Origin of the sequence: Cellulosimicrobium composti (assembly GCF_010287905.1) — a bacterium.
Taxonomy (GTDB): domain Bacteria; phylum Actinomycetota; class Actinomycetes; order Actinomycetales; family Cellulomonadaceae; genus Cellulosimicrobium; species Cellulosimicrobium composti.
Window position 1 is genome coordinate 15,578 of record NZ_JAAFAN010000045.1, and the last position, 22,938, is coordinate 38,515.

22 protein-coding genes are annotated in these 22,938 nt (G+C 74.8%); 17 read left to right on the top strand and 5 right to left on the bottom strand.

Going from position 1 to position 22,938, the window contains the following annotated elements; all coding sequences use genetic code 11:
* The first annotated feature begins 6 nt into the window (after positions 1-6).
* From GYH36_RS13270 to GYH36_RS13345, 16 genes are all read left to right on the top strand, one after another.
* Entirely contained in the window at positions 7-819 is an 813-nt protein-coding gene (locus tag GYH36_RS13270) for a 16S rRNA (uracil(1498)-N(3))-methyltransferase (RefSeq protein ID WP_024840841.1), read from the top strand.
* Positions 816-1,178 carry an HIT domain-containing protein gene (locus tag GYH36_RS13275; RefSeq protein ID WP_024840842.1) on the top strand — a complete coding sequence of 121 codons (363 nt, stop codon included), beginning with the start codon at positions 816-818 and terminating at the stop codon, positions 1,176-1,178. Before GYH36_RS13270 ends, GYH36_RS13275 begins: the two co-directional genes overlap by 4 nt.
* Before the next feature lie 121 nt (positions 1,179-1,299).
* Positions 1,300-2,373, top strand: coding sequence for a PhoH family protein (locus tag GYH36_RS13280; RefSeq protein WP_024840843.1), 1,074 nt, complete (start codon positions 1,300-1,302; stop codon positions 2,371-2,373).
* Complete coding sequence (ybeY, locus tag GYH36_RS13285) at positions 2,370-2,822, top strand: rRNA maturation RNase YbeY (RefSeq protein ID WP_162290079.1); 453 nt, start codon at positions 2,370-2,372, stop codon at positions 2,820-2,822. The genes GYH36_RS13280 and ybeY overlap by 4 nt, the downstream gene beginning before the upstream one ends.
* Positions 2,819-4,141, top strand: coding sequence for a hemolysin family protein (locus GYH36_RS13290; RefSeq protein ID WP_162290080.1), 1,323 nt, complete (start codon positions 2,819-2,821; stop codon positions 4,139-4,141). The genes ybeY and GYH36_RS13290 overlap by 4 nt, the downstream gene beginning before the upstream one ends.
* Positions 4,138-5,088 carry a GTPase Era gene (gene era / locus GYH36_RS13295; protein WP_162290081.1) on the top strand — a complete coding sequence of 317 codons (951 nt, stop codon included), beginning with the start codon at positions 4,138-4,140 and terminating at the stop codon, positions 5,086-5,088. The genes GYH36_RS13290 and era overlap by 4 nt, the downstream gene beginning before the upstream one ends.
* Before the next feature lie 76 nt (positions 5,089-5,164).
* Positions 5,165-6,754: an alpha/beta hydrolase family protein gene (locus GYH36_RS13300; RefSeq protein ID WP_162290082.1), complete on the top strand. Its 1,590-nt coding sequence runs from the start codon at positions 5,165-5,167 to the stop codon at positions 6,752-6,754.
* A gap of 95 nt (positions 6,755-6,849) precedes the next feature.
* Positions 6,850-8,370 (top strand): outer membrane protein assembly factor BamB family protein, encoded by a 1,521-nt coding sequence (locus GYH36_RS13305; RefSeq protein ID WP_162290083.1) that lies wholly within the window; start codon positions 6,850-6,852, stop codon positions 8,368-8,370.
* A 160-nt stretch (positions 8,371-8,530) separates the two neighbouring features.
* Complete coding sequence (locus GYH36_RS13310; protein ID WP_162290084.1) at positions 8,531-10,702, top strand: DUF7937 domain-containing protein; 2,172 nt, start codon at positions 8,531-8,533, stop codon at positions 10,700-10,702.
* Between the two features lie 284 nt (positions 10,703-10,986).
* Positions 10,987-12,768 (top strand): 2-isopropylmalate synthase, encoded by a 1,782-nt coding sequence (leuA, locus tag GYH36_RS13315; protein ID WP_162290085.1) that lies wholly within the window; start codon positions 10,987-10,989, stop codon positions 12,766-12,768.
* A gap of 71 nt (positions 12,769-12,839) precedes the next feature.
* Positions 12,840-14,000: an ABC transporter permease gene (locus tag GYH36_RS13320; protein WP_246209396.1), complete on the top strand. Its 1,161-nt coding sequence runs from the start codon at positions 12,840-12,842 to the stop codon at positions 13,998-14,000.
* Positions 13,997-14,713, top strand: a complete 717-nt coding sequence (locus GYH36_RS13325) for an ABC transporter ATP-binding protein (protein WP_162290086.1) — start codon at positions 13,997-13,999, stop codon at positions 14,711-14,713. The genes GYH36_RS13320 and GYH36_RS13325 overlap by 4 nt, the downstream gene beginning before the upstream one ends.
* Positions 14,714-14,797: 84 nt before the next feature.
* Positions 14,798-15,370 carry a TetR family transcriptional regulator gene (locus GYH36_RS13330; RefSeq protein ID WP_024840853.1) on the top strand — a complete coding sequence of 191 codons (573 nt, stop codon included), beginning with the start codon at positions 14,798-14,800 and terminating at the stop codon, positions 15,368-15,370.
* 52 nt (positions 15,371-15,422) lie between these two features.
* Positions 15,423-16,229 carry a DNA repair protein RecO gene (gene recO, locus GYH36_RS13335; RefSeq protein WP_162290087.1) on the top strand — a complete coding sequence of 269 codons (807 nt, stop codon included), beginning with the start codon at positions 15,423-15,425 and terminating at the stop codon, positions 16,227-16,229.
* The gene (locus GYH36_RS13340; protein ID WP_162290088.1) at positions 16,229-17,020 is read left to right on the top strand and encodes an isoprenyl transferase; all 792 of its coding nucleotides are present in this window, start codon (positions 16,229-16,231) and stop codon (positions 17,018-17,020) included. The genes recO and GYH36_RS13340 overlap by 1 nt, the downstream gene beginning before the upstream one ends.
* Positions 17,021-17,078: 58 nt before the next feature.
* Positions 17,079-17,456: a VOC family protein gene (locus tag GYH36_RS13345; protein WP_024840856.1), complete on the top strand. Its 378-nt coding sequence runs from the start codon at positions 17,079-17,081 to the stop codon at positions 17,454-17,456.
* A gap of 28 nt (positions 17,457-17,484) precedes the next feature.
* Here GYH36_RS13345 and GYH36_RS13350 read toward each other — a convergent pair whose 3' ends face one another.
* Genes GYH36_RS13350 through GYH36_RS13370 form a run of 5 tightly spaced genes read right to left on the bottom strand, consistent with a single transcriptional unit; the run spans position 17,485 to position 21,186 of the window.
* Positions 17,485-18,033 (bottom strand): DedA family protein, encoded by a 549-nt coding sequence (locus GYH36_RS13350; protein ID WP_203231845.1) that lies wholly within the window; start codon positions 18,031-18,033, stop codon positions 17,485-17,487.
* Between the two features lie 3 nt (positions 18,034-18,036).
* Positions 18,037-18,429: a Fur family transcriptional regulator gene (locus GYH36_RS13355; protein WP_034604503.1), complete on the bottom strand. Its 393-nt coding sequence runs from the start codon at positions 18,427-18,429 to the stop codon at positions 18,037-18,039.
* Positions 18,426-19,391 carry a metal ABC transporter permease gene (locus GYH36_RS13360; RefSeq protein ID WP_162290089.1) on the bottom strand — a complete coding sequence of 322 codons (966 nt, stop codon included), beginning with the start codon at positions 19,389-19,391 and terminating at the stop codon, positions 18,426-18,428. The genes GYH36_RS13355 and GYH36_RS13360 overlap by 4 nt, the downstream gene beginning before the upstream one ends.
* Positions 19,388-20,212 (bottom strand): metal ABC transporter ATP-binding protein, encoded by an 825-nt coding sequence (locus GYH36_RS13365; RefSeq protein WP_024840860.1) that lies wholly within the window; start codon positions 20,210-20,212, stop codon positions 19,388-19,390. Before GYH36_RS13365 ends, GYH36_RS13360 begins: the two co-directional genes overlap by 4 nt.
* A complete protein-coding gene (locus tag GYH36_RS13370) occupies positions 20,209-21,186 on the bottom strand; it encodes a metal ABC transporter substrate-binding protein (RefSeq protein ID WP_162290090.1) in 978 nt (325 codons plus the stop codon). The genes GYH36_RS13365 and GYH36_RS13370 overlap by 4 nt, the downstream gene beginning before the upstream one ends.
* A gap of 155 nt (positions 21,187-21,341) precedes the next feature.
* Between GYH36_RS13370 and GYH36_RS13375 the strand changes: the two genes are divergently transcribed.
* On the top strand, positions 21,342-22,745 hold the full coding sequence (locus GYH36_RS13375) for a glycine--tRNA ligase (protein ID WP_162290091.1): 1,404 nt from the start codon (positions 21,342-21,344) through the stop codon (positions 22,743-22,745).
* The last annotated feature ends 193 nt before the right edge of the window (positions 22,746-22,938 follow it).

A 22,938-nucleotide genomic window follows, 5' to 3' on the forward strand; every position in this document is an offset into this window, starting at 1 on the left:
CGGCGCATGAGTGCTCCGGTGTTCCTCGCCGAGACGGGTCTCGACGCCGTCGCGCCGGGCGACCGCTACGTCCTCGACGGCGCCGAGGGCCGCCACGCGGGCGTGGTCCAACGACGCGGCGCGGGCGAGCGGGTCGACGTCGTCGACGGCGACGGGCTGCGCCTGCGGTGCGTCGTCGAGCACGCCGACGCCGGTCGCGTCACGCTCCTCGTCCAGGAGGTGGACCGGGAGCCCGAGCCCGCCGTCGTCGTGACGCTCGTGCAGGCGCTCGCCAAGGGCGACCGCGACGAGATGGCCATCGAGGCCGCGACCGAGATCGGGGTCGACGTCGTCGTCCCGTGGCAGGCCGAGCGGTCGGTCGTCGTGTGGCGCGGCGAGCGCGCCGCGAAGTCCCGCGCACGCTGGCTCGCGACGGTCCGCACCGCGACGAAGCAGGCGCGGCGCGCGCGCCTCCCGCACGTCGAGCTCGCGGTCGACTCGCGCGGGCTCGCGGCCCGCGTGACGGACGTCGTCGGGGCCGGGGGCCGGGCGATCGTGCTGCACGAGGAGGCGACGACGCCGCTCGCCGACGTGGTGCTGCCCGGCGGTCCCGCGACCGAGGACGGTTCGCGGCCCGAGGTGCTCGTCGTCGTCGGCCCCGAGGGCGGCATCTCCGACCGCGAGCTCGACGACCTCACCGCGGCGGGCGCCGTCGCGGCGCGCCTGGGCCCGCACGTCCTGCGCACGTCGACCGCGGGCCCGGTGGCCGTCGCGCTGCTCGCCGAGCGGCTCGGTCGCTGGGGCGTGCCCGACGGCGGTGGACTAGCCTCGGGGGCATGACGAGCACCGACGCGCGCACCGACCCGGACTGCCTCTTCTGCCGCATCGTCGCGGGCGAGCTGCCCGCGGACGTCGTGGCGACGAGCGAGCGCTCGGTCGCGTTCCGCGACATCGACCCCCAGGCTCCCGTGCACGTGCTCGTGGTGCCGCGCGACCACCACGGCGACATCGCGCAGCTCGCGGCGGCCGACCCGGAGCTGCTCAGCGACGTCGTGGCCCTCGCGGACGAGGTGGCGGGGGACCTGGCCGACGGCCAGTTCCGCCTCATCTTCAACTCGGGACCGCGCGCGGGCCAGAGCGTGTTCCACGTGCACGGGCACGTGATCGCCGGTGCCGAGCTCGGGTGGTCCCCGGCCTGAGCCCTGCGCGAAAGCGCGTGTGGGCCGCGGCGCCGCTCGGTACGATGGAGGGGATCTGCGGGGCCCGCGCGGCCCCGGCACCACCGTCCGACCGAAGGAGCGCAGCGGCGCAAGCCGGCTCATGACCTCTCTGTCCCGAGAACCCGAACCCGCGCCGCACCGGGTCGAGCACCGCATCGTCATCCCGAACCACGTGCCGATGGTGGCGCTCCTCGGCAGCCGCGACTCCGTGCTCCGGGCCGTCGAGGAGGGGTTCCCCGCCGTCGACGTGCACGTGCGCGGCAACGAGATCGCCGTCTCCGGCCCGCCGGGGGACGTCGCGCTCGCGTCCCGCCTGCTCGACGAGCTCGTCGAGGTCGTCGAGGCGGGCACGCAGCTCACCGCGGACGTCGTCTCGCGGTCGATCGCGATGCTCACGGCCGCGACCGCGTCGCGACCGGCCGAGGTGCTGACGCTCAACATCCTGTCGAGCCGCGGCCGCACGATCCGCCCCAAGACGGTCGGCCAGAAGCGCTACGTCGAGGCGATCGACGCGAACACCATCACGTTCGGCATCGGCCCCGCGGGCACGGGCAAGACGTACCTCGCGATGGCCAAGGCCGTGCAGGCGCTGCAGTCCAAGCAGGTCAACCGCATCATCCTCACGCGCCCGGCCGTCGAGGCGGGCGAGCGGCTCGGGTTCCTGCCGGGCTCGCTCACCGAGAAGATCGACCCGTACCTGCGCCCGCTGTACGACGCGCTGCACGACATGATCGACCCGGACTCGATCCCCAAGCTCATCGAGGCGGGCACGATCGAGGTCGCGCCGCTCGCGTTCATGCGCGGTCGCTCGCTCAACGACTCGTTCATCATCCTCGACGAGGCGCAGAACACGACGACCGAGCAGATGAAGATGTTCCTCACGCGCCTCGGCTTCGGGTCGCGCATGGTCATCACCGGGGACGCGACGCAGGTCGACCTGCCGGGCGGCACCCAGTCGGGGCTGCGCGTCATCGAGGACGTCCTGACCGGCGTCGACGACGTCGAGTTCTGCCGCCTGACGTCGTCCGACGTGGTGCGGCACCGCCTCGTGAGCGAGATCATCGACGCGTACGCGCGGTGGGACCTGGCGGCGGGGAACGGCCCGCGCCGCCGCGACGACGAGCGGCGCGGGCGCCCCGCGAACCGCGACCGACGGACGAGGGACGACGCGTGAGCATCGAGGTCAACAACGAGACCGAGACCGAGGTCGACGAGGCCGAGTTCGCGGCGCTCGCGCGCTACGTGCTCGACGCGATGCGCGTGCACCCCCAGAGCGAGCTGTCGATCCTGTTCGTCGACACCGACGTGATGTCCGAGCTGCACGTGCGCTGGATGGACGAGCCCGGCCCCACGGACGTGCTCTCGTTCCCGATGGACGAGCTGCGTCCCGGCCGCGACGGCGAGGTGTCCGGCCCGGGCCAGCTCGGCGACGTCGTGCTGTGCCCCGAGGTCGCCGCGCGCCAGGCGGTCGCCGCGGGCCACTCGACCGCGGAGGAGATGCTGCTGCTCACGACGCACGGCATCCTGCACCTGCTCGGCTACGACCACGCCGAGCCGGAGGAGGAGAAGGAGATGTTCGCGCTGCAGCGCAAGCTGCTCCTGACCTTCCTCGCCGGCCGGTGAGCGGCGAACCCGTCGCGCTCCTGGCGGCGCTGACCGTCGTCACGGTCGTGCTGGCCGCCGCCCTGAGCGCCGGTGAGGCCGCCGTGCTGCGCGTGACGCGCGCCGCGGTCGCGGAGGCGGCGCTCGGCGACGACCCGGCGACGCCGCCGCGCCCCTCGGGCCGGCGCGCGCTGTCCCTGCTCGCCGACCCGGCCGCGTCCGCGCGCTCGATCGGCTTCGTGCGCGTCGTCGCCGAGGTCGCGGGCATCACGTGCCTCACCCTGCTCGTCGCCGCGTGGCTCGAGCCGTGGTGGCAGGTCCTGCTCGTCGCGCTCGGCGTGAGCGTCGTCGTGGGGCTGCTCGTCGCGCGCGTCAGCCCGCGCTCGCTCGGGCGCCGCCACGCGGTGCGCGTGCTGCTCGGGCTGTCGACCCTCCTGGTCGGCGTCGTGGCGGCGACCCGCTGGCTCACGCGCCTCGCGCCGGCCCCCGACTCCGGGGCGCACGAGCGCGAGCTGCAGGACATGGTCGACCGCGTGAACGAGTCCGCGGCCATCGAGGAGGAGGAGCGCGAGCTCATCCGGTCGGTGTTCGGGCTCGGCAGCACGCTCACGCGCGAGGTCATGGTCCCGCGCACCGACATGATCACGACGTCGCGCGACACGCCGTTGCGCAAGACGCTCTCGCTGTTCCTGCGCTCGGGCTTCTCGCGCATCCCCGTCACGGGCACGTCCGCGGACGACCTCGTGGGCGTCGCGTACTTCAAGGACGTCGTGCGCGTGCTGCAGGGCGGGCCCGGGACGGACGCGCGACCCGTCGGCGACGTGGCGCGCGCGGCGATCTTCGTGCCCGAGTCCAAGCCCGTGGACGACCTCCTGCGCGAGATGCAGGCGTCGTCGTCGCACATCGCGATGGTCGTCGACGAGTACGGGGGCATCGCCGGGCTCGTGACGATCGAGGACGCGCTCGAGGAGATCGTGGGCGAGCTCACGGACGAGCACGACCGGCCCGAGCCCGAGGTCGAGGACCTCGGCGACGGCGTGCTGCGCGTCCCGGCGCGCCTGAACGTCGACGAGCTCGGCGAGCTCTTCGGCCTCGACCTGGACGACGACGACGTGGACACCGTCGGCGGCCTGCTCGCCAAGGTGCTCGGCAAGGTCCCGCTGCCCGGGTCGGTCGCCGAGGTGCACGGGCTGCGCCTCGAGGCCGACCGTGTGCAGGGGCGCCGCAAGCAGCTCGCGACCGTCCTCGTCTCCCACGCGGCGACCCCCGCCGTGCCCGGCGAGCCGGACACCCCGGCCGACGCCCGACCCTCCCTCCCGACCGTGAAGGACACCCCGTGAGCACGACCACCCCCGAGCACCGCTCCGGCTTCGCCTGCCTGGTCGGACGGCCCAACGCGGGCAAGTCGACCCTGACGAACGCGCTCGTCGGCCAGAAGGTCGCGATCACGTCGGGGCGCCCGCAGACGACGCGGCACACGATCCGCGGCATCGTGCACCGGCCCGACGCCCAGCTCGTGCTCGTCGACACGCCCGGTCTGCACCGACCGCGCACGCTGCTCGGCGAGCGCCTCAACGACCTCGTACGCGAGACGCTCACCGAGGTCGACGTCATCGCGTTCTGCCTCCCGGCGGACCAGAAGATCGGCCCGGGCGACCGGTTCATCGCGAACGAGCTCGCGGAGCTCATGCGCGGGCGCCGCGGCACGCCCGTCGTCGCCGTCGTGACGAAGGCCGACCTCGTGGACCGCGCGACGCTGGCCGCGCACCTCCTCGCGGTGGACCGTCTCGGCGAGCAGGCCGGCGGCTGGGCCGACATCGTGCCCGTCTCCGCGCAGGACGGGTACCAGGTGGACGTGCTGACCGACGTCCTCGTCTCCCACCTTCCCGAGGGCCCCGAGCTCTACCCGGGCGGCGAGCTCACGGACGAGCCGGAGGCCGTCATGGTCGCCGAGCTCGTGCGCGAGGCCGCGCTCGAGGGCGTGCGCGACGAGCTGCCGCACTCGCTCGCCGTGCAGGTCGAGGAGATCGTGCCGCGCGAGGGCACCGACGACGAGGAGAAGGGCCGCCCGCCCCTGCTCGACGTGCGCGTCAACCTCTTCGTCGAGCGCGACTCGCAGAAGGCGATCGTCATCGGGCGCGGCGGGTCGCGCCTGCGTGACGTCGGCACCCGGGCCCGCAAGGGCATCGAGGCGCTGCTCGGCGCGCGCGTGTACCTCGACCTGCACGTCAAGGTCGCCAAGGACTGGCAGCGCGACCCGAAGCAGCTGCACCGGCTCGGGTTCTGACACGGGGGACGTCCCCCGCGCGGGCGTCGGGCCGGCACCAGGGATCCGCGCACGACGCGCGGCGTACGATTCCTCGGTGATCTTCCGGACCGCCGCGACCACGGCCGCGCTCGCGATCGTCCTGGCGATCGTCGGCGCCGTCACCGGACCGCAGTGGGACCCCGTGCCCGTCACCGAGCACCTGGAGCCCGCGACCTCCGACACGACGATCGGCGGCCAGCCCCCGGGCGGCGCCGACCCGGTCGGCACGTTCGACGTGCGCGAGACCGACGTGACGATCCGTCTCGACGGCGCGACCGTCGGCGGTCTCCTGCGCGAGCCCGTCGGCGCGGGAGACGACCTCCCGGGCGTCGTGTTCGTGCACGGCGCGGGCACGGGTCTCGCGTCGGAGGCGTTCGTGGACGTCGCGACCGACCTCGCGAGCGCTGGCGTCGTGACCCTCGTGCCGGACAAGCGGCTCGACACGTACACGACCCGCCACCGCGACTACGAGGCGATGGCGCGCGACTACGCGCGCTCGGTCGACCTGCTGCGCGCCCGCCCCGGCGTGGACCCGTACCGCGTGGGGCTCTACGGCGAGTCGGAGGGCACGTGGATCGTCCCGGTCATGGCGGTCGAGGACCCGGGGATCGCGTTCTCCGTGCTCGTGTCCGCGCCGGTCGTGCCCCCGCGCCAGCAGGCCGCGTTCGCCGTGGACAGCTACCTGCGCAACACGGACGTGCCGCACGGCGTGTTCCGCGCGATCCCGCGCGCGGTGGGCATGGCGATCCCGGGCGGCGGGTTCGAGTACGCCGACTTCGACGTCGAGCCGTTCCTCGAGCGGCTCACGCAGCCCGTCCTCGTGGTCTACGGCACCGACGACCCGTCGATGCCCGTGGAGCAGGGCGCGCGCCAGGTGATCGACGCGACGGGCCCCGCGTCGGTCGTGGGCGGCACGGACGTCACGGTGCGGTACTACGAGGGCGCCAACCACGGCATCAAGGTCGACGACGTCCTCGTGCCCGCGTTCCCGCGCGACGTCGCGGCGTGGGTGACGTCGCTGCCGGACAGCGCCACGGCGCAGCCGCAGGTCGCGGGTGCCCGCCCGAACCAGCAGTACCTCGCGGGCCCGGTGCCGACCCCGCGCTGGCTCGGCAACGGCGACGTCTTCGTCGGGCTCGTGCTCGTCGCGGTCGGCCTCCTCGTGCTCGGTCCCGTCGTCGGGCTCGCGGGCGGTCTGGTGCGGCGCCTGCGCCGGGTCGCGGGCCGTCCCGGCGCCCCGGCGGGCCTGGCCCCGGGGTTCCGCGTCCCGCTCGCCGGGCTCGGCGTGGGGGCCGCCGCCACGACGGTGGCGCTCGTGGCGTACCTCGTCGCGGTCGCGCGGCTCGCGCTCGACTACGAGAAGGACGCGTGGGTCGTGCAGGGCGGCTGGGTGGGCGTCCGGCTCGTCGGGCTCGCGACGCTCGTCGCGGCGGCGCTCCTGCTCAACCGGGCGGCCGAGGTGCGGGCGGCACGGCGTGCGGCGGCCGAGCGCGCCGACGCGTCCGTCGCGGTGGTCGCCGAGACCCGCGCTCTGCGGGTCGCGCGCGGCGTGTCGACGCGCGTCATGCTCGGGTGCGTCGTCGCCGGCTCCGCGATCCTCCTCGTGATCCTCGCGTACTGGGGCGTCTACCAGCTCGGCATCTGACCCCGCCGGGCACGCCACGGGGGAGGCCCACGGCCGGCCCCGCGGACTCCCGCCCGTGCGTCGCGCGGCGACCGTGCCGTGCGTATCGTGGACGGGTGAGGCGCCGTCGGCTCGCGCAGGACCGGGCGGCTCGTGCAGGGCACGCGACCCACGAGCCGACGACGGACGGTGCCGACGCCCCGGCGAGCCCCACGAGCTTCGTGAGCTTCGAGCTCCTGCCGCCCGAGCTGCGGTCCGAGGCCCGGTTCGACGCGGTCTTCGACGACGACCCGCCGGGTGCCCCGGACGGCTCGCGGGCGCACGGGGAGCGCCGCGGCGTCCCGCGTTCCGCAGCCCGGGGCCGCACGGGCGAGCCCGACGACGGCCCCCGCCGCGCGTGGTACGCGCACCCGGTGCCCTGGGTCGCCGTGGCCGTCGCGGCGGCGTTCGCCGGGTCGTTCGCCTTCACCGCGTCGATGGAGGACGCGCGGCCGGTCGACGTCACGGCGCTCGCCGGGGGCCTGCGCCCGCTCGAGGAGCCGCCCGAGGTGCGGTGGTCGGTCCCGGTCGAGCCGGGCACCGCGGTCGTGCCCGCCGTCGGGGCCGTCGTCACGGTCGACGACGCCCTCACCGGGTACGCCGTCGAGGACGGGTCGGTGCTGTGGCGGTCCGAGCCCCTGGGCGACCGCGCGACGTGCCTGCCCGGTCAGGGGGAGCCCGCGCGCGAGGTGGTCGTGTGCGTCGTCCCCACCGGGTGGCGCGAGCAGGCGGCCCGTCTGACGACCGTGCGGTCGGCGACCGGGGAGGTCCTGGGGGAGCGCGTCGTCGCGACCGCCGGTCGGCTGTCCGTCGTCCCCGTCGGCGACACCGACGTGGTGCGCGCGTGGTGGAGCGGCCGCGAGGTCCTCCTCGTGCGCGAGGACGCCGCGACGGGCGAGGTGCGCTGGGAGCGCACGTTCGTCCACGACGGCCTCGGGCGCGGGGCCGACGTCGTGCTCGACGTCCGTCGTGGCGTGGTCGACCTCATCGCGCCCGGGCTCGCCGCGGCGCTCACCGAGGACGGGCTCTCGCTCGTGGAGGACGACGTGTGGACGATCGTGCGCCTCCACGACGGCCGCTACGTCGGCAACGAGTACGGGCGGGGGACCGCGACGGTCTTCACCGCCGCGGGCGAGCCGGCGTTCCGCATCAAGGGCCGCGTGCTCGAGGCACCGCTGTCCGACGGGTCGGCGCCCGGCGTCATCGTCACGAACACGTTCGGGAGCGTCGTCGGCGTCGACGGGGCGACGGGCTCCGAGCTCTGGGCGCTGCCCGGGGCGGGCCTGCGCGCGGTGGCGCGCGTCGACGGGCGGGTCGTGGTGCAGACCGACTCGTCCTTCCGGAGCGTCGACACGCGCACGGGCGAGGAGGTCTGGGACGTCGAGATCGCGGACACCGGTCCCTGGCCGGTCCTCACGGACGGGGAGTCGCTCTTCGTCACCGAGCAGGGCCTCGCCGGGCCGGGGCTGGTCTCCGTCGCGCTCGACGACGGCGCGGTCGAGTGGCGCTGGACGCTGCCCGAGGACACGTACGACGTCGTCGCGGTCGAGGGCCGGCTCTTCCTCCTCGGGTCCGACCGGCTGGCGTCCGTGTCGTGAGCCGCGCCGCCGCGCGCGGGAGCCGCCGCCCTCCGTCGCGGTCCGGTCGCGGCCCCGCGTGGGCGCTTGAGACGCACGTGATGAACCGGTAGAAACGGTCGGGGCCTCTCGGCCCGGCGTGCGTGCGTCCGGCACCGCGCGACAGCGTAGGGAGTGCACGATGACCAACCAGACAGAGCCGGCCGAGGACCCGCAGCACGCTGCGGGCACCGGGCCGACGACGGCGCCGGGCGGCGTCGCGGCGGGTGGCGGGGACTCCACGGCCGAGGGCGCCGGCACCGGCGCGACGCCGGCGGTCGAGCCGGGCGCGGACGGGCCGGGGACGGACGGCCCGGGCACGGACGGCCCGGGCGCCGACGCCTCCGGGACCGCGGGGGACGGGTCGGCCACCACCGGGGACGAAGCCGCGGTCGCGTCGCCCTTCGCGGGGATCCCCGTGAGCGACTACGTGCGCGACGGCGTCGCCGCGCTCCTGCTCCTCGTGTCGCTCGCCCTGCCGTGGGACGTGGCGCACCGGGCGTCCGACAAGATCGAGGTCGTCCTGCTGACGATCCTCTCGCTCCTCACGCTCGCACTGCCGTACCTCGCGCGCACGGGCGTGCTGCCCACGACGTGGACCGTGCACACGACGCGCCGCGTCCGCCTGCTCGCCAACGCCCCCTACGTCCTGCTGGTCGGCGTCTACCTCGTGGTCGACGTCGTCGGCGGCGGGGACCTCGGCGACGGCTGGGGCGGGGTCGGCTCCGCGGCCGCGCTCGGGCTCGCGGGAGCGCTGCTCGCGGCCCAGCCGCGCGAGAGCGAGCTCGGCCCGCGGGACCAGGACCGCGCGGTCACCGACCGGTGGCTGCTCGCGCTCCTCGTGGTCGCGGCCGTCCTCGTGCTCGCGGTCCTGCTCACCGTGGTCCTCACGCTCACGGGCACGCGCCTCGGCGGCGCGCTCCTCGTCCTCCTCGTGCTCGTCTCGGCCGTGTTCGTGCTCGCGCTCGCCGGGCTGCCGACGTACGGGACGTGGCGCCGGTCCGAGGCGGCGCGCCTGACGCTCGTCGGGCTGGGCGTCATCCTCGCCGTCGCGTTCGTCCTGGGGTCGGGGAACAACGGGCTCGTGACGATCGAGAGCACGCACGGCGGCCGCTTCGGCCTCGTGCTCGTGCCCGCGCTCGCCGCGATCGCCGCGGCCCCGGCCGTCCACCGCGCGATGACCGCGGCCGACCCCGTGACCACGTGGGTGCGCGTCGCGGTCCACGCGCTCGACCTCGTCCTCGTCGTCGCGGGGTACGTCGCCGTGAGCGCGGTCCTCACGCTCGCCGACGGGCGCCGCGGCGTCCCGGTCGTCCTCGCCGTGGTGATCGGCGTGCTCGCGGCGGTCGTCGCGTTCGTCGCGCGCCGCGCGCTCGCGCGCGACGCGGCGACGGGACGCCCGCTCGCGCTCGGCGGCGCCGGCGTCGTCGCGCTCCTGGGCATCGTGCTGCTCGTCGTGACGGCGAACCGCGTGACGCTCGGCGGCGGCGTCGAGCACGTGCTGCTCGCGTTCGGCCTGCCGCTGCTCGTGGTGGGCGCCCTCACCGTCCCGCGCGAGGTCCGCGCCTACTTCGCGGAGCACCGGCCCGTGCCGGCGGCCGGGTCGGCACAGGCCGCGCGCGCGTACGTGTGGGAGCCGCCCGCGCCCAAGCCGGCGCGCCCGGCTCGCGTCGCGCCCGCCGCCGCACCGCCCGCCGGGGCGTACCCCGCGGCGGCGCCGACGGGCCCGGTCGCCGCGCAGCAGCCCGGGCAGGGCCGCTGGTCGCCCGACGGCGGCGACTCGACCGAGGTGCTCCCCGTCCAGCCGGTCGAGCCCGACCGCAGCGGGTACGCCGCGCGGCCGGGCCTCGCGCCCGACCAGGGGCCGTCGACCGCCGTGCTCCCGGCCTACCAGGAGGAGCAGCCGGGCACGGGGCCGCAGCCGACCGCGCAGCCCGGGTACGGGCAGCAGGGCTACGGCCAGCAGGCCGCTCCCCAGCAGGGCTACGGCCAGCCCGGGTACGGCCAGCAGGGCGCTCCGCAGCAGGGCTACGCCCCGCAGGGGTACGACGCGTACGCGCCGCAGGGCCACGGCCAGCAGCCCGCGGCCCGGCCGCAGCAGCCGTCCGCGGCGCCGGCGCAGCCCGAGGGGTTCACGGCGGCCCAGGCGCTCGACCCGAGCACACCGCTCGAGGTGCTCGCGCAGATCGTGCAGGACGCCCCGCACCTGCGCCCGCAGGTCGCGGCCAACCCGTCCACGTACCCGGCCCTGCTGGAGTGGCTCGGGAACCTCGGGGACCCGGCGGTCGACGCCGCGCTGCGCTCGCGCCGCTGAGCAGGACCGCACCCGGCGCCCGGTCGCCCTCCCGCGCGGGGGTGGCCGGGCGCCGTCGCGCCCGGACCGGGGACGGCCTCGCCCCCGAGGCGGACGGCGGCGACGGCGCGACGTGCCCGCGGAGCGGACGTCCGCGGCGCACGCGCGGCGGAGGAGTACAGTGGCGTCGTGCACCTGATGCGGCAGCTCCTCCTTCGTTGCCGCGGCGAGGCTCTCTAGCCGGTTCCTCGTCGCGGTGGTTGGTGTGCCGGCTGACACCGATCAGGACGACCCGAAGGACGCCGATGAACGCCTCAGCCCCCACCCGGACGACCCCCGCCGCGGACGTGAACCCGCAGCAGCCCTCCGGAATGCCGATCCACAAGTACCTGCCGTTCCACCGGCAGATCGACGTCTCCCTGCCGGACCGCACGTGGCCCGACAAGCGCATCGAGACGGCCCCGCGCTGGTGCGCGGTCGACCTGCGCGACGGCAACCAGGCCCTCATCGAGCCCATGAACGCGGAGCGCAAGCTGCGCATGTTCGAGCTGCTCGTCGAGATGGGCTACAAGGAGATCGAGGTCGGGTTCCCGTCCGCCTCGCAGACCGACTTCGACTTCGTGCGGATGCTCATCGAGGAGGACCGCATCCCGGACGACGTCGTGATCCAGGTCCTCACGCAGTCGCGCGAGCACCTCATCGCCCGGACGTACGAGGCGATCAAGGGTGCCAAGCAGGCGATCGTCCACCTGTACAACTCGACCTCGGTGCTGCAGCGCGAGGTCGTGTTCCGCTCCGACCAGGACGGCATCATCGCGATCGCGGTGGACGGCGCGCGCCTGTGCAAGAAGTTCGAGGAGACGGTCCCGGAGACCACGGTCTACTACGAGTACTCGCCCGAGTCGTACACCGGCACCGAGCTCGAGTTCGCCGCCCGTATCTGCAACGAGGTGCTCGAGGTCTTCGAGCCCCGCCCCGACCGCAAGGTCATCATCAACCTGCCGGCGACGGTCGAGATGGCGACGCCCAACGTGTACGCCGACTCGATCGAGTGGATGAACCGCCACCTCAACCACCGCGAGAACGTCGTGATGTCGCTGCACCCGCACAACGACCGCGGCACCGCCGTCGCCGCCGCCGAGCTGGGGTACCAGGCGGGGGCCGACCGCATCGAGGGCTGCCTGTTCGGCAACGGCGAGCGCACGGGCAACGTGTGCCTGGTCACGCTGGGCATGAACCTGTTCTCCCAGGGGGTCGACCCGCAGATCGACTTCTCCGACATCGACCACGTGCGCCGCACCGTCGAGTACTGCAACCAGCTCGCCGTGCCGGAGCGCCACCCGTACGCGGGCGACCTCGTGTTCACCGCCTTCTCGGGCTCCCACCAGGACGCCATCAAGAAGGGCTTCGACGCGATGGAGGTGCACGCCGAGGCCGAGGGCAAGAGCGTCGACGACCTCGTCTGGGCCGTCCCGTACCTGCCGATCGACCCGAAGGACGTCGGCCGCTCGTACGAGGCCGTCATCCGCGTGAACTCGCAGTCGGGCAAGGGCGGCATCTCCTACCTGCTGAAGAACGAGCGGCACCTGGACCTGCCGCGCCGCCTGCAGATCGAGTTCAGCCAGGCCGTGCAGCAGCACACGGACGAGCACGGCACCGAGGTCACGGGCGACGACATCTGGCGGATCTTCTCGGACGAGTACCTGCCGGTCGAGCCGGGCTCGGGCCTGGAGCCGTGGGGCCGGCTCAAGCTGCGCGCGACGCGCGCGTCATCGAGCGAGGAGGGCCCGGACACGCTGAGCGTCGACGTGCTCGACCGCGGCGAGGAGCTGACGCTCGAGGGCACGGGCAACGGCCCGGTCGCCGCGTTCGTCGACGCGATCGCGCAGGTGGGCGTGGACGTCCGCGTGCTCGACTACGCGGAGCACGCGCTGTCCGAGGGCGGCGACGCGACCGCCGCGGCGTACGTCGAGTGCCAGGTCGGCGACGACGTCCTGTGGGGCGTCGGCATCGACCCGTCGATCACGACGGCGTCGCTCAAGGCCATCGTGTCCGCGGTGAACCGCGCGGAGCGCGCGACCGTCTGACGCGAGTCGGAAGGCGGCCCGGACGAGCATCGTCCGGGCCGCTCTTTTGCATGTACCGACGCCGCGTTGGTATGTTTACCGACGCACTGTCGGTAAACCTCGGAAGGTCGTCCATGTTCCTCGCGCTGCGCGAGCTCGGTTTCGCGCGAACCCGCTTCCTCCTCATGGGCGGGGTGGTCGCGCTCGTCGCGATCCTCGTCGTCCTGCTCTCCGGCCTCTCCGCCGGACTCGTCAACGACGGGGTCTCCGGCCTCAAGCGCACGCCCGTCACCGACTTCGCGTTCGCCGAGGGCACCGGCACGGACGCCGCGTTCACGCGCTCCGTGATCGACGTCGACCAGGTCGACACGATGGCCGAGCAGCCCGGTGTCGTCGACGCCGCGCCGTACGGCCTCCTCCTGGCCAACGCCCACCGCGAGGACGACTCCCCGGTCGACCTCACGCTCGTCGGCGTCGAGCCCGGGTCGTTCGTCGCGCCGACCGAGCTCGCCGAGGGCGACGCCGTCGGCGCGGCCGACGGGATCGTCATCTCGGAGACCGCCGCCGAGGACGGGCTGGCCGTCGGTGACACCGTCACGCTCGACCGTCCGGAGCGCACGCTCACCGTCGTGGGCGTGCTCGACGGGCAGCACACGTTCGGGCACGTCGACGTCGCCTACCTCCCGCTCAGCACGTGGCAGGAGCTCATCGCCGGTGCCGACGGCCCCGGTGACGAGGTCCCCGCCGTCGCGACCGCCGTCGCGCTGCGCACCGACGACGCGTTCGACCGGACCGCCGCCGACGCCGCGGCGGGCACCGTGACCCGCACCCTCTCCGAGTCCTTCGGCGCCTCGCCCGGCTACACGGCCGAGACCGCGACGCTCCTGCTGATCCAGGTCTTCCTCTACGCGATCTCCGCGCTCGTCGTGGGCGCGTTCTTCACCGTGTGGACGATCCAGCGCCGCCACGAGATCGCGGTCATGCGCGCCATGGGCGCGCGGCGCCGCTTCCTCCTCGCCGACAGCCTCGGCCAGGCCGCGGTGCTCCTCCTCGGGTCGATCGTCGTCGGCTTCGGCCTCGGCATCGCCGCGGGCGCGGGCCTGTCCGCCTCGCCGATGCCGTTCGCGCTCCAGGCCGCCGACCTCGTGCTGGCCGGAGCCCTGCTGTTCGTGCTCGGGATGGCCGGGGCCGCCGTCGCCGTCGCGCGCGTCACCTCCGTCGACCCCCTGACCGCCCTGGGAGGGCAGCGATGAGCACCACGACCACCGACACCGACACCCCGGTCCTCGAGATCGACCGGGTGACCCTGCGGCACGGCGACGGCGACTCCACGGTCGTCGCGCTCGACGAGGTGAGCCTCAGCGTGGCCCCGGGCGAGCTCGTCGCGGTCGTCGGGCCGTCCGGCTCCGGCAAGTCGAGCCTGCTCGCGGTCGCGGGTGCGCTCACCGCGCCCGAGTCCGGCACGGTGCGCCTCGAGGGCGTCGACCTCGGCGCGGCCGACGAGCGTGAGCGCGCGCGGCTGCGGCGCGAGCGCATCGGCTTCGTCTTCCAGTCCGGGAACCTCCTGCCGGCCCTCACGTGCGTGGACCAGCTGCGCCTCGCGCTGCGGATCGCGGGCATCGCCGAGAGCGACCCGCGGGCGCGCGACCCGCGCGCGCTGCTCGACTCCGTGTCCATGACGCACCGTGCCGACCGCCGCCCGAGCGAGCTGTCGGGCGGCGAGCGCCAGCGCGTGGGCATCGCCCGCGCGCTCGTGGCGGGCCCCGCGCTGCTCCTCGTCGACGAGCCCACGGCGGCCCTCGACCGGGCGCGCAGCCACGAGGTCGTCGAGCTCCTCGCGCGCGAGGTCGAGTCGTACGGCGCGGGCGCGATCATGGTCACCCACGACCACGACGTGCTCGAGCACTGCCACCGCGTGGTGGAGATGGTCGACGGCCGTCTCGGCGTCCCCGCCGCGACGGCCTGACCGGCGGACCCGGCGGGCCCGGTCCGAGGAGCCTCCTTCCTCGGGCATGATGGACCCGCCGGGTCGCCGCGAGGAGGAGAAGACGTGCCCAAGATCGACGCACCGACGGTCGCGGAGCACCGCGCCGCGCAGCTGCGAGCCCTGCTCGACGCCGCGCGCGAGCTGATCGGCGCCGAGGGCGGGACGTTCACGCTCGCGGCCGTCGCGGCCCGCGCGGGACTCGCGCGGTCGAGCGTCTACCAGTACTTCCGGTCGCGCGAGGAGCTCGTCGACGCCGTGGTCGCCGACGTCGTCCCGCGCTGGTCGGCCCGCATCACGGCCGCGGTGGCGGGGGCGACCTCGCCTAGTGACGCGGTCGTCGCCTACGCGCGCGAGAACCTGCTCCTCGTCGAGGAGGGCGAGCACGCGGTCGTCGCGGCCCTGCGCACCGAGGCGGGGCGCGAGGTGCTCGCGCAGCAGAGCGCGGAGATGCACGCGACGATCCTCGTGCCGCTCGCCGCGGCGCTCTCCGACCTCGGCGTGCCCGACGCGACCCGCGCGGCCGAGCTGGTCAACGCCGTGGTCCTGGCCGCCGCCCGCCAGGTCGAGGCGGGCGAGGACGCCGACACGGTGCTGGAGCGCGTGCGAGCCGTCCTCGGGTGCGTGCCGCCCGCCTGACGCGCCGCCAGGGCGTGCACGCGCTGTCGGCGGCGTGACGGACAATGGGGGAGTGGTCCTCTACCGAGACGACGCGATCGTCCTGCGCGCCCAGAAGCTGGGCGAGGCGGACCGCATCGTCACCCTCCTCACGCGCGAGCACGGCAAGGTGCGCGCCGTGGGCAAGGGCGTGCGCCGCACGTCGTCGCGCTTCGGGGCGCGGCTCGAGCCGTTCATGGTGGTCGACGTCCAGCTCTACGCGGGCCGCTCGCTCGACACGGTGACGCAGGCGGAGACCATCGGCCCGTACGCGCGGCGGATCTGCGAGGACTACGCCCTCTACACGGCGGGCGCGGCGATGCTGGAGACCGCGGAGCGCCTCGTCGCCGACGAGCGCGAGCCCGCGGTCCAGCAGTACTGGCTGCTCGCGGGCGCGCTGCGGGCCCTGTCCGAGCACGCGCACGCACCCGGCCTCGTGCTCGACTCCTACCTCCTGCGCGCGCTCGCCGTCGCGGGCTGGGCGCCGTCGTTCGTCGACTGCGCCCGCTGCGGCGAGCCCGGGCCGCACCACGCGTTCGCCGTCGCGCAGGGCGGCGCGGTGTGCTCGCGCTGCCGCCCGCCCGGGTCGACGGCGCCCGCCCCCCAGACCTTCGCCCTCCTCGCCGCGCTGCTCGCGGGGGAGTGGGAGACCGCCGACGCGTCGGACGCGCGGCACCGCAAGGAAGCGAGCGGCCTCGTGGCCGCGTACAGCCAATACCACCTGGAGAGAACGTTGCGATCACTGCGCATAGTCGAGCGGGACGCGCCCGCGGCCCCGCTCGCGGGTCCCGCCGGTGCCGGAGCGGACCGCCCGCTCCCGGGCAGCGGGGCGGACGCCTGATGGCGCGGCGCACGTACCAGCCGCCGTTCCCGCACCCGAGCGGTGCGCGACCGCCGGCGATCCCGGCGCAGTTCGTGCCGAACCACGTCGCGGTCGTCATGGACGGCAACGGGCGCTGGGCCAACGCGCGCGGGCTGCCGCGCACGGCGGGCCACGAGGCGGGCGAGGCGGCGCTGCTCGACGTCGTCGCGGGCGCGATCGAGATCGGCGTCAAGCACGTCTCGGCGTACGCGTTCTCCACGGAGAACTGGAAGCGCTCGCCCGACGAGGTCCGGTTCCTCATGGGCTTCAACCGCGACGTCATCCGGCGCCGGCGCGACGAGATGGACTCGTGGGGCGTGCGCGTGCGGTGGGCAGGGCGCCGTCCGCGCCTGTGGGCGTCGGTGGTCAAGGAGCTCGAGATCGCCGAGGAGCAGACCAAGCACAACGACGTCTGCACGCTGACGATGTGCGTCAACTACGGCGGGCGGGCCGAGATCGCCGACGCCGCGGCCGCGATCGCGCGCGAGGCCGCCGCGGGGCGCCTGGACCCGCGCAAGGTGACCGAGCGGACCGTCCAGAAGTACCTCGACGAGCCCGACCTGCCGGACGTCGACCTGTTCCTGCGCAGCTCGGGCGAGCAGCGCACGTCGAACTTCATGCTGTGGCAGTCGGCGTACGCGGAGCTGGTGTTCCTCCCGGAGCCCTGGCCCGAGGTCGACCGCCGGTCGCTGTGGCGCGCCGTCGAGGAGTACGCGCACCGCGACCGCCGGTACGGCGGCGCCGTGGACGCCGTCGGGAGCGCCGGCTGACCCGCGCGGCCGTGTCCGGGAACGGTGGGCGTGGGCGGGCGCCGGTAGCGTGCGCCGCATGGCTCTGAGCATCGGCATGGTGACCGTCGACTCCGCCGACCCGCGGCCCCTCGCCGAGTGGTGGGCGCACCGGCTCGGCGGGACGGTCGTGGACGAGTCCGGCGGCTGGTTCCTCGAAGTCGTGCCCGCGCCGGGCTCGTCGGCGCCGGTCCTGGGGTTCCAGCGGGTCGAGGACCCGACGCCCGGCAAGAACCGGCTGCACCTGGACCTCGCCACGACCGACCGCGACGCGGACGTCGCCGCGCTCGTCGCCCAGGGTGCGACGTTCGTCGCGGAGCACACGATGCCGGGCTACCGCTGGGCCGTGCTGGCCGACCCGCAGGGCAACCAGTTCTGCGTGGGGGCAGCCGACGCGGAGGCGACCGCGCTGACCTGAGCCGCGCCGGTCACGCGGCCGGGCACCGTCAGGCCGCGTCGCGCGGGGAGTCCTCCGCACGGGTCGCGACGTCGTCCGCGCGCCGGGCGCCGCGCCCTCGCACCGTGACGACGACGAGCCCGACGAGCGCGCCCACGAGGAGCACGAGAGCGGCGACGCCCCAGGGCGAGCCCGTCGCGGACGCGAGGGCCGCGGACCAGACGGCCCAGCCGACCGTCGCGTAGATCGTCGCGTGGATCGCGCACCCGACGACCATCGCGGCGAGGTACCGGCCGAACGGCATGCGGACCACTCCGGCGGCCGCGTTGACGACCGTCTTCGTGCCGGTCGCGAGGAACGACGCGGGCACGGCCAGCACGCCCCAGCGGCGGACCGTCTCGATCCCGCGCGCGGCCGAGCGCCCCGAGAGCCACGCGTGGACGCGCGCGACCCAGGGCTTCACCGGCCGGGTGCGGTCGAGCGTCCACGTCGTGACCAGGCGCGCGACCCAGTACGTCGCCTGCGTGCGGACGAACGCGACCGCGAAGAAGAAGGCGAAGAGCGCGGCGAACGGGGCGCCGTCCAGCGCGTCGGGCACCGCTCAGTCCTGCGCGGAGGCGGCGTCGGCGCACCCCGCGCACGTGCCGAACAGCTCGATCGTGTGCTGGATGTCGACGAACCCGTGCGACGTGCCCACCTGGTTGGCCCACGCCTCGACGGTCGGGCCGTCGATCTCGACCGTCCGGCCGCACACGCGGCACACGAGGTGGTGGTGGTGCTCGCGCCGCTCGCACCGCCGGTAGAGGTTCTCGCCCTCCTCGGTGCGCAGCACGTCGACGTCCCCGCCGTCCGCGAGGCTCTGGAGCGTGCGGTAGACGGTCGCGAGCCCGACGTTGTCGCCGCGGCGGCGCAGGATCTCGTGGAGCTGCTGGGCGCTGCGGAAGTCGTCGAGGTCCTCCAGCGCGTCCGAGACGGCGGCGCGCTGGCGGGTCATGCGCTGCACGAGTCACCTCCGGTGGTGCGGTTCGCCCCCGAGGGTACGAGGTCGAGCTCGACGTCGTCGGGGATGTCCGGGTGCGGGTCCCGGGCGACGCGCGGGCGGCGCCGGACCCACAGGGGACGCAGGACGGCGACGAGGAGGTACGTCGCGATCGCGAGGACCACGATCGCCGCGCCCGGCGAGACGTTGTTCCAGTACGTGAAGGACAGCCCGAGGACGCACACGACCACCCCGACGACCGACGCGACGAGCATGGTGCGCCGGAACGAGCGCGTGACGAGCTGCGCGACCGCGACGGGCACGATCATCAGGGCGCTGACGAGCAGCAGCCCCACGACGCGCATCGACACGGTCACCGTGATCGCGGCGACGACCGCGACCGCGACGTTCAGCGTGCGCACGGGCAGGCCGGACGCGCGCGCGAACTCCTCGTCGTGGCTCACGGAGAACAGCGCGGCGCGCAGGCCCAGGCCGACGAGGAGGACCACGGCGCTCAGCACGACCGTGAGCACGAGGTCGGCGGGCGTGACGGTGGAGATCGACCCGAAGAGGTACTGCATGAGGCTCCCCGACGACCCGCCCCCGAGGCCGATGAGCAGCACGCCGCCGGCGATGCCGCCGTAGAACAGGAGCGCGAGCGCGAGGTCGCCGCTCGTGCGGCCGCGCTCGCGCACGACCTCGATCGCCACCGCGCCGAGGACGGCCGCGACGACGGCGCCCGGGACCGCGAGCGCGTCGTCGGGCACGACGCCCATCGCGGCGCCGACGAGCCACCCGAGCGCGACGCCGGTGAGCGCGACGTGCCCGATGCCGTCGCCGAGCAGCGAGAGCTTGCGCTGCACGAGGTAGGTGCCCACGACGGGCGCGCTGACGCCGACGAGCAGCGCCGCGAGCAGGGCGCGCTGCATGAGCGGGTCGGTGAGCATCAGGGAGAGCTCGGAGAGCACGGTGGTCATGAGGCCGTCCTGGGTGCGTGGCCCGCGGTGAGGTCCGGGTTGAGGGTGTCGGCGAGGCCCGTCTCCGGACCCGGGTTGTCGCCGTCCGCGGGCTCGTGCGGGTGCAGGTGCTGGTGCGTCGCGCCCGCGTGGGTGGACGACGCGCGGGGCGGGGCGCCGTCGTGCACGACGCGCCCGTGGCGCAGCACGACCGCGCGCTCGACGAGCGGCGCGAGCGCACCGAGCTCGTGGAGCACCACGAGGACGGTGAGGCCGTCGTCCACGAGCCGGGTCATCGTCGCGGCGAACGCCTCCTGGCTCGGCTTGTCGACGCCCGCGACAGGCTCGTCGAGCACGAGGAGGTCGGGCCGCCGGACCAGGGCGCGCGCGATGAGCACGCGCTGCTGCTGGCCGCCGGACAGCTCCGCGGTGGAGTCGTCGGCGCGGTCGGCGAGACCCACGAGGTCGAGCGCCTCCGTCGTGCGCGCGCGCCAGCCGCGCGGGAGCCGGAGGCGGCCGCCGCCGAGGAGTCCCGACGCGACGACCTCGGCCGCGGTGGACGGCATGCCCGACGGTGCGCTCACGCGCTGCGGCACGTAGCCGAGGCGCTGCCAGGGCAGGCGGGGCCCGAGGGGCGTGCCGAACAGGTCGACGGAGCCGCGCGAGAGCGGCACGATCCCGACGAGCGCGCGCACGAGCGTCGACTTGCCCGAGCCGTTCGCGCCCAGGAGCGAGACGACCTCGCCCGCACGGACCGACAGGTCGATCCCGCGCAGGATCTCGCTCCCGCCGAGGGTCACGTGGACGTCGCGTGCGGCGACGAGCTCCGGTGCGTCGCTCATGCGCAGACGAGCCCGTCCGTGAGCGCCTCGAGGTTGGACTCCATCACCTCACGGTAGTCCGTCGCGTCCTCCGCGAGGCTCTCCAGCGGGTCGAGCAGCGCGGTCCCGACGCCGAGGTCGTCGGCGAGCGTCCGGGTCACCTTCTGGCTGACGAGCGTCTCGAAGAAGAGCGTCGTCACGCCGTTCTCCCGGACGACCTCGCCCACCTCGCGCAGGCGCGCGGGCGAGGGCTCCGCCTCGGGGTCGATGCCGGAGATGCCGACCTGCCGCAGGTCGTAGCGCTCCGCGAGGTAGCCGAACGCCTCGTGCGACGTCACGAGCGTCGCCCCGGCGCACGGCGCGAGCGCCTCGGCGAGCTCCGCGTCCAGGGCGTCGAGGTCCGCGGTGAGCGCGGCCGCCCCGGCGGCGTAGTCGTCCGCGTGCTCGGGGTCGACGGCGGCGAGCTCGGCCGCGACCGCGTCGCCCACCGCGGCGAGGCGCGTCGGGTCGAGCCAGAAGTGCGGGTCGGTCGGGCCGTGGTCGTGGCCGTCGTCCGCGTGCTCGGCGTGCTCCTCGGCGCTCTCGTCGGCGTGCGCGCCGGCGTCCTCGCCCGGGTGCTCCTCGAGCCCGGCGGACTCCGCGGCGTCGACGACGTGCTCCGGCGCGCGCTGCGCGATGCCCTCGTCGACCGCGGGCTGGAAGCCCGAGAGGTAGACGACGAGGTCGGCGTCGCCGATCCGGCGCACCTGCGCGGGCGCGAGCTCGAGGTCGTGGGGCTCCGCCGCGGGCGGCGTGAGGTTCGAGACCTCGACGTGCTCGCCGCCGACCTGCTCGACGACGTACTGGAGCGGGTAGAACGACGCGAGCACCTGGAGTCGCCCGTCGTCACCGCCGCCGCCGCCGTCGCCGGGGGAGCACGACGCGACGAGCGCGGCGCAGGCGAGGGCGGCAGAGGCGATCAGGGCGCGGCGGCGCCGTGCGGGGGAGCGGTGCATGGACCCAGTCTCCGCCTTCTTGAGAATGGATGTCAAAACCGTTTCCGGGTGACGTCGCCCACGGCCGGGTACGCTGGTCGGTCGGCGCCCGTGCGGGCGTCGCCCACCCGACCAGCCCCCACGAGCCACGTGCGGGGCCGTGAGCACCAGGAGTGATGTCCGTGGCCGCAGCGCCCTCGCCCACCGCCCGTCTCGACGCCGTCGTCTCCCTCGCCAAGCGGCGCGGGTTCGTCTTCCCCTCGGGCGAGATCTACGGCGGAACCCGCTCCGCGTGGGACTACGGGCCGCTCGGCACCGAGCTCAAGGAGAACATCAAGAAGCAGTGGTGGCGCGCGATGGTCACGAGCCGCGACGACGTCGTCGGACTCGACTCGTCCGTGATCCTCCCGCGCCAGGTGTGGGTCGCCTCCGGCCACGTCGGCGTCTTCACCGACCCGCTCACGGAGTGCCTGCACTGCCACAAGCGGTTCCGCGAGGACCAGATGATCGAGGAGTTCGAGGAGAAGAAGGGCCGCGCGCCCGAGGGCGGCCTCGCCGAGATCGTGTGCCCCAACTGCGGCACGCGCGGGCAGTGGACCGAGCCCCGCGACTTCAACATGATGCTCAAGACGTACCTCGGCCCGGTCGAGGACGAGTCCGGGCTGCACTACCTGCGCCCCGAGACCGCGCAGGGCATCTTCGTGAACTTCGCCAACGTCATGGGCGCGAGCCGCAAGAAGCCGCCGTTCGGCATCGGCCAGATCGGCAAGTCGTTCCGCAACGAGATCACGCCGGGCAACTTCATCTTCCGCACGCGCGAGTTCGAGCAGATGGAGATGGAGTTCTTCGTCGAGCCCGGCACGGACGCCGAGTGGCACCAATACTGGATCGACACCCGCACCGACTGGTACGTGGACCTCGGCATCTCGCGCGACAACCTGCGCCTGTACGAGCACCCGCAGGAGAAGCTCTCGCACTACTCGACGCGCACGGTCGACATCGAGTACCGCTTCGGCTTCTCGGGCTCGGAGTGGGGCGAGCTCGAGGGCATCGCGAACCGCACCGACTTCGACCTCAAGACCCACGCGGAGCACTCCGGCAAGGACCTGTCGTACTTCGACCAGACGAAGAACGAGCGCTGGGTGCCCTACGTCATCGAGCCGGCGGCGGGCCTCACGCGCTCGCTCATGGCGTTCCTCGTCGAGGCGTACACCGAGGACGAGGCGCCGAACGCGAAGGGCGGCGTGGACAAGCGCACCGTCCTGCGCCTCGACCACCGCCTCGCGCCGGTCAAGGCCGCCGTGCTCCCGCTCAGCCGCAACGAGCAGCTCTCGCCCAAGGCGAAGGACCTCGCGGCCGAGCTCCGCACGTACTGGAACGTCGACTTCGACGACGCCGGCGCGATCGGCCGCCGCTACCGCCGGCAGGACGAGATCGGCACGCCGTTCTGCATCACGGTCGACTTCGACACGCTCGACGACCACGCCGTGACGATCCGCCACCGCGACTCGATGAGCCAGGAGCGCGTCGCGCTCGACAAGGTCACCGAGTACCTCGCCGGCCACCTGCTCGGCGCCTGACGTGCAGCGCGCGGCCGCGCGGGCCGGGCCGGGCGCACAGAAGGGGGGGGGGCGGCCCCCCCGGGCCGCGCCCGGGGCGGCGGGGGGGGGGGCGCCGGGGCCCCCCAACGCCGCCCCGACGCGGCCCCGCCCCGGGGGGGGGGGGGGGGGGGCCGGGGGCGGGGGGGGGGGGCGCGGCGCGCCCGCCCGCCCG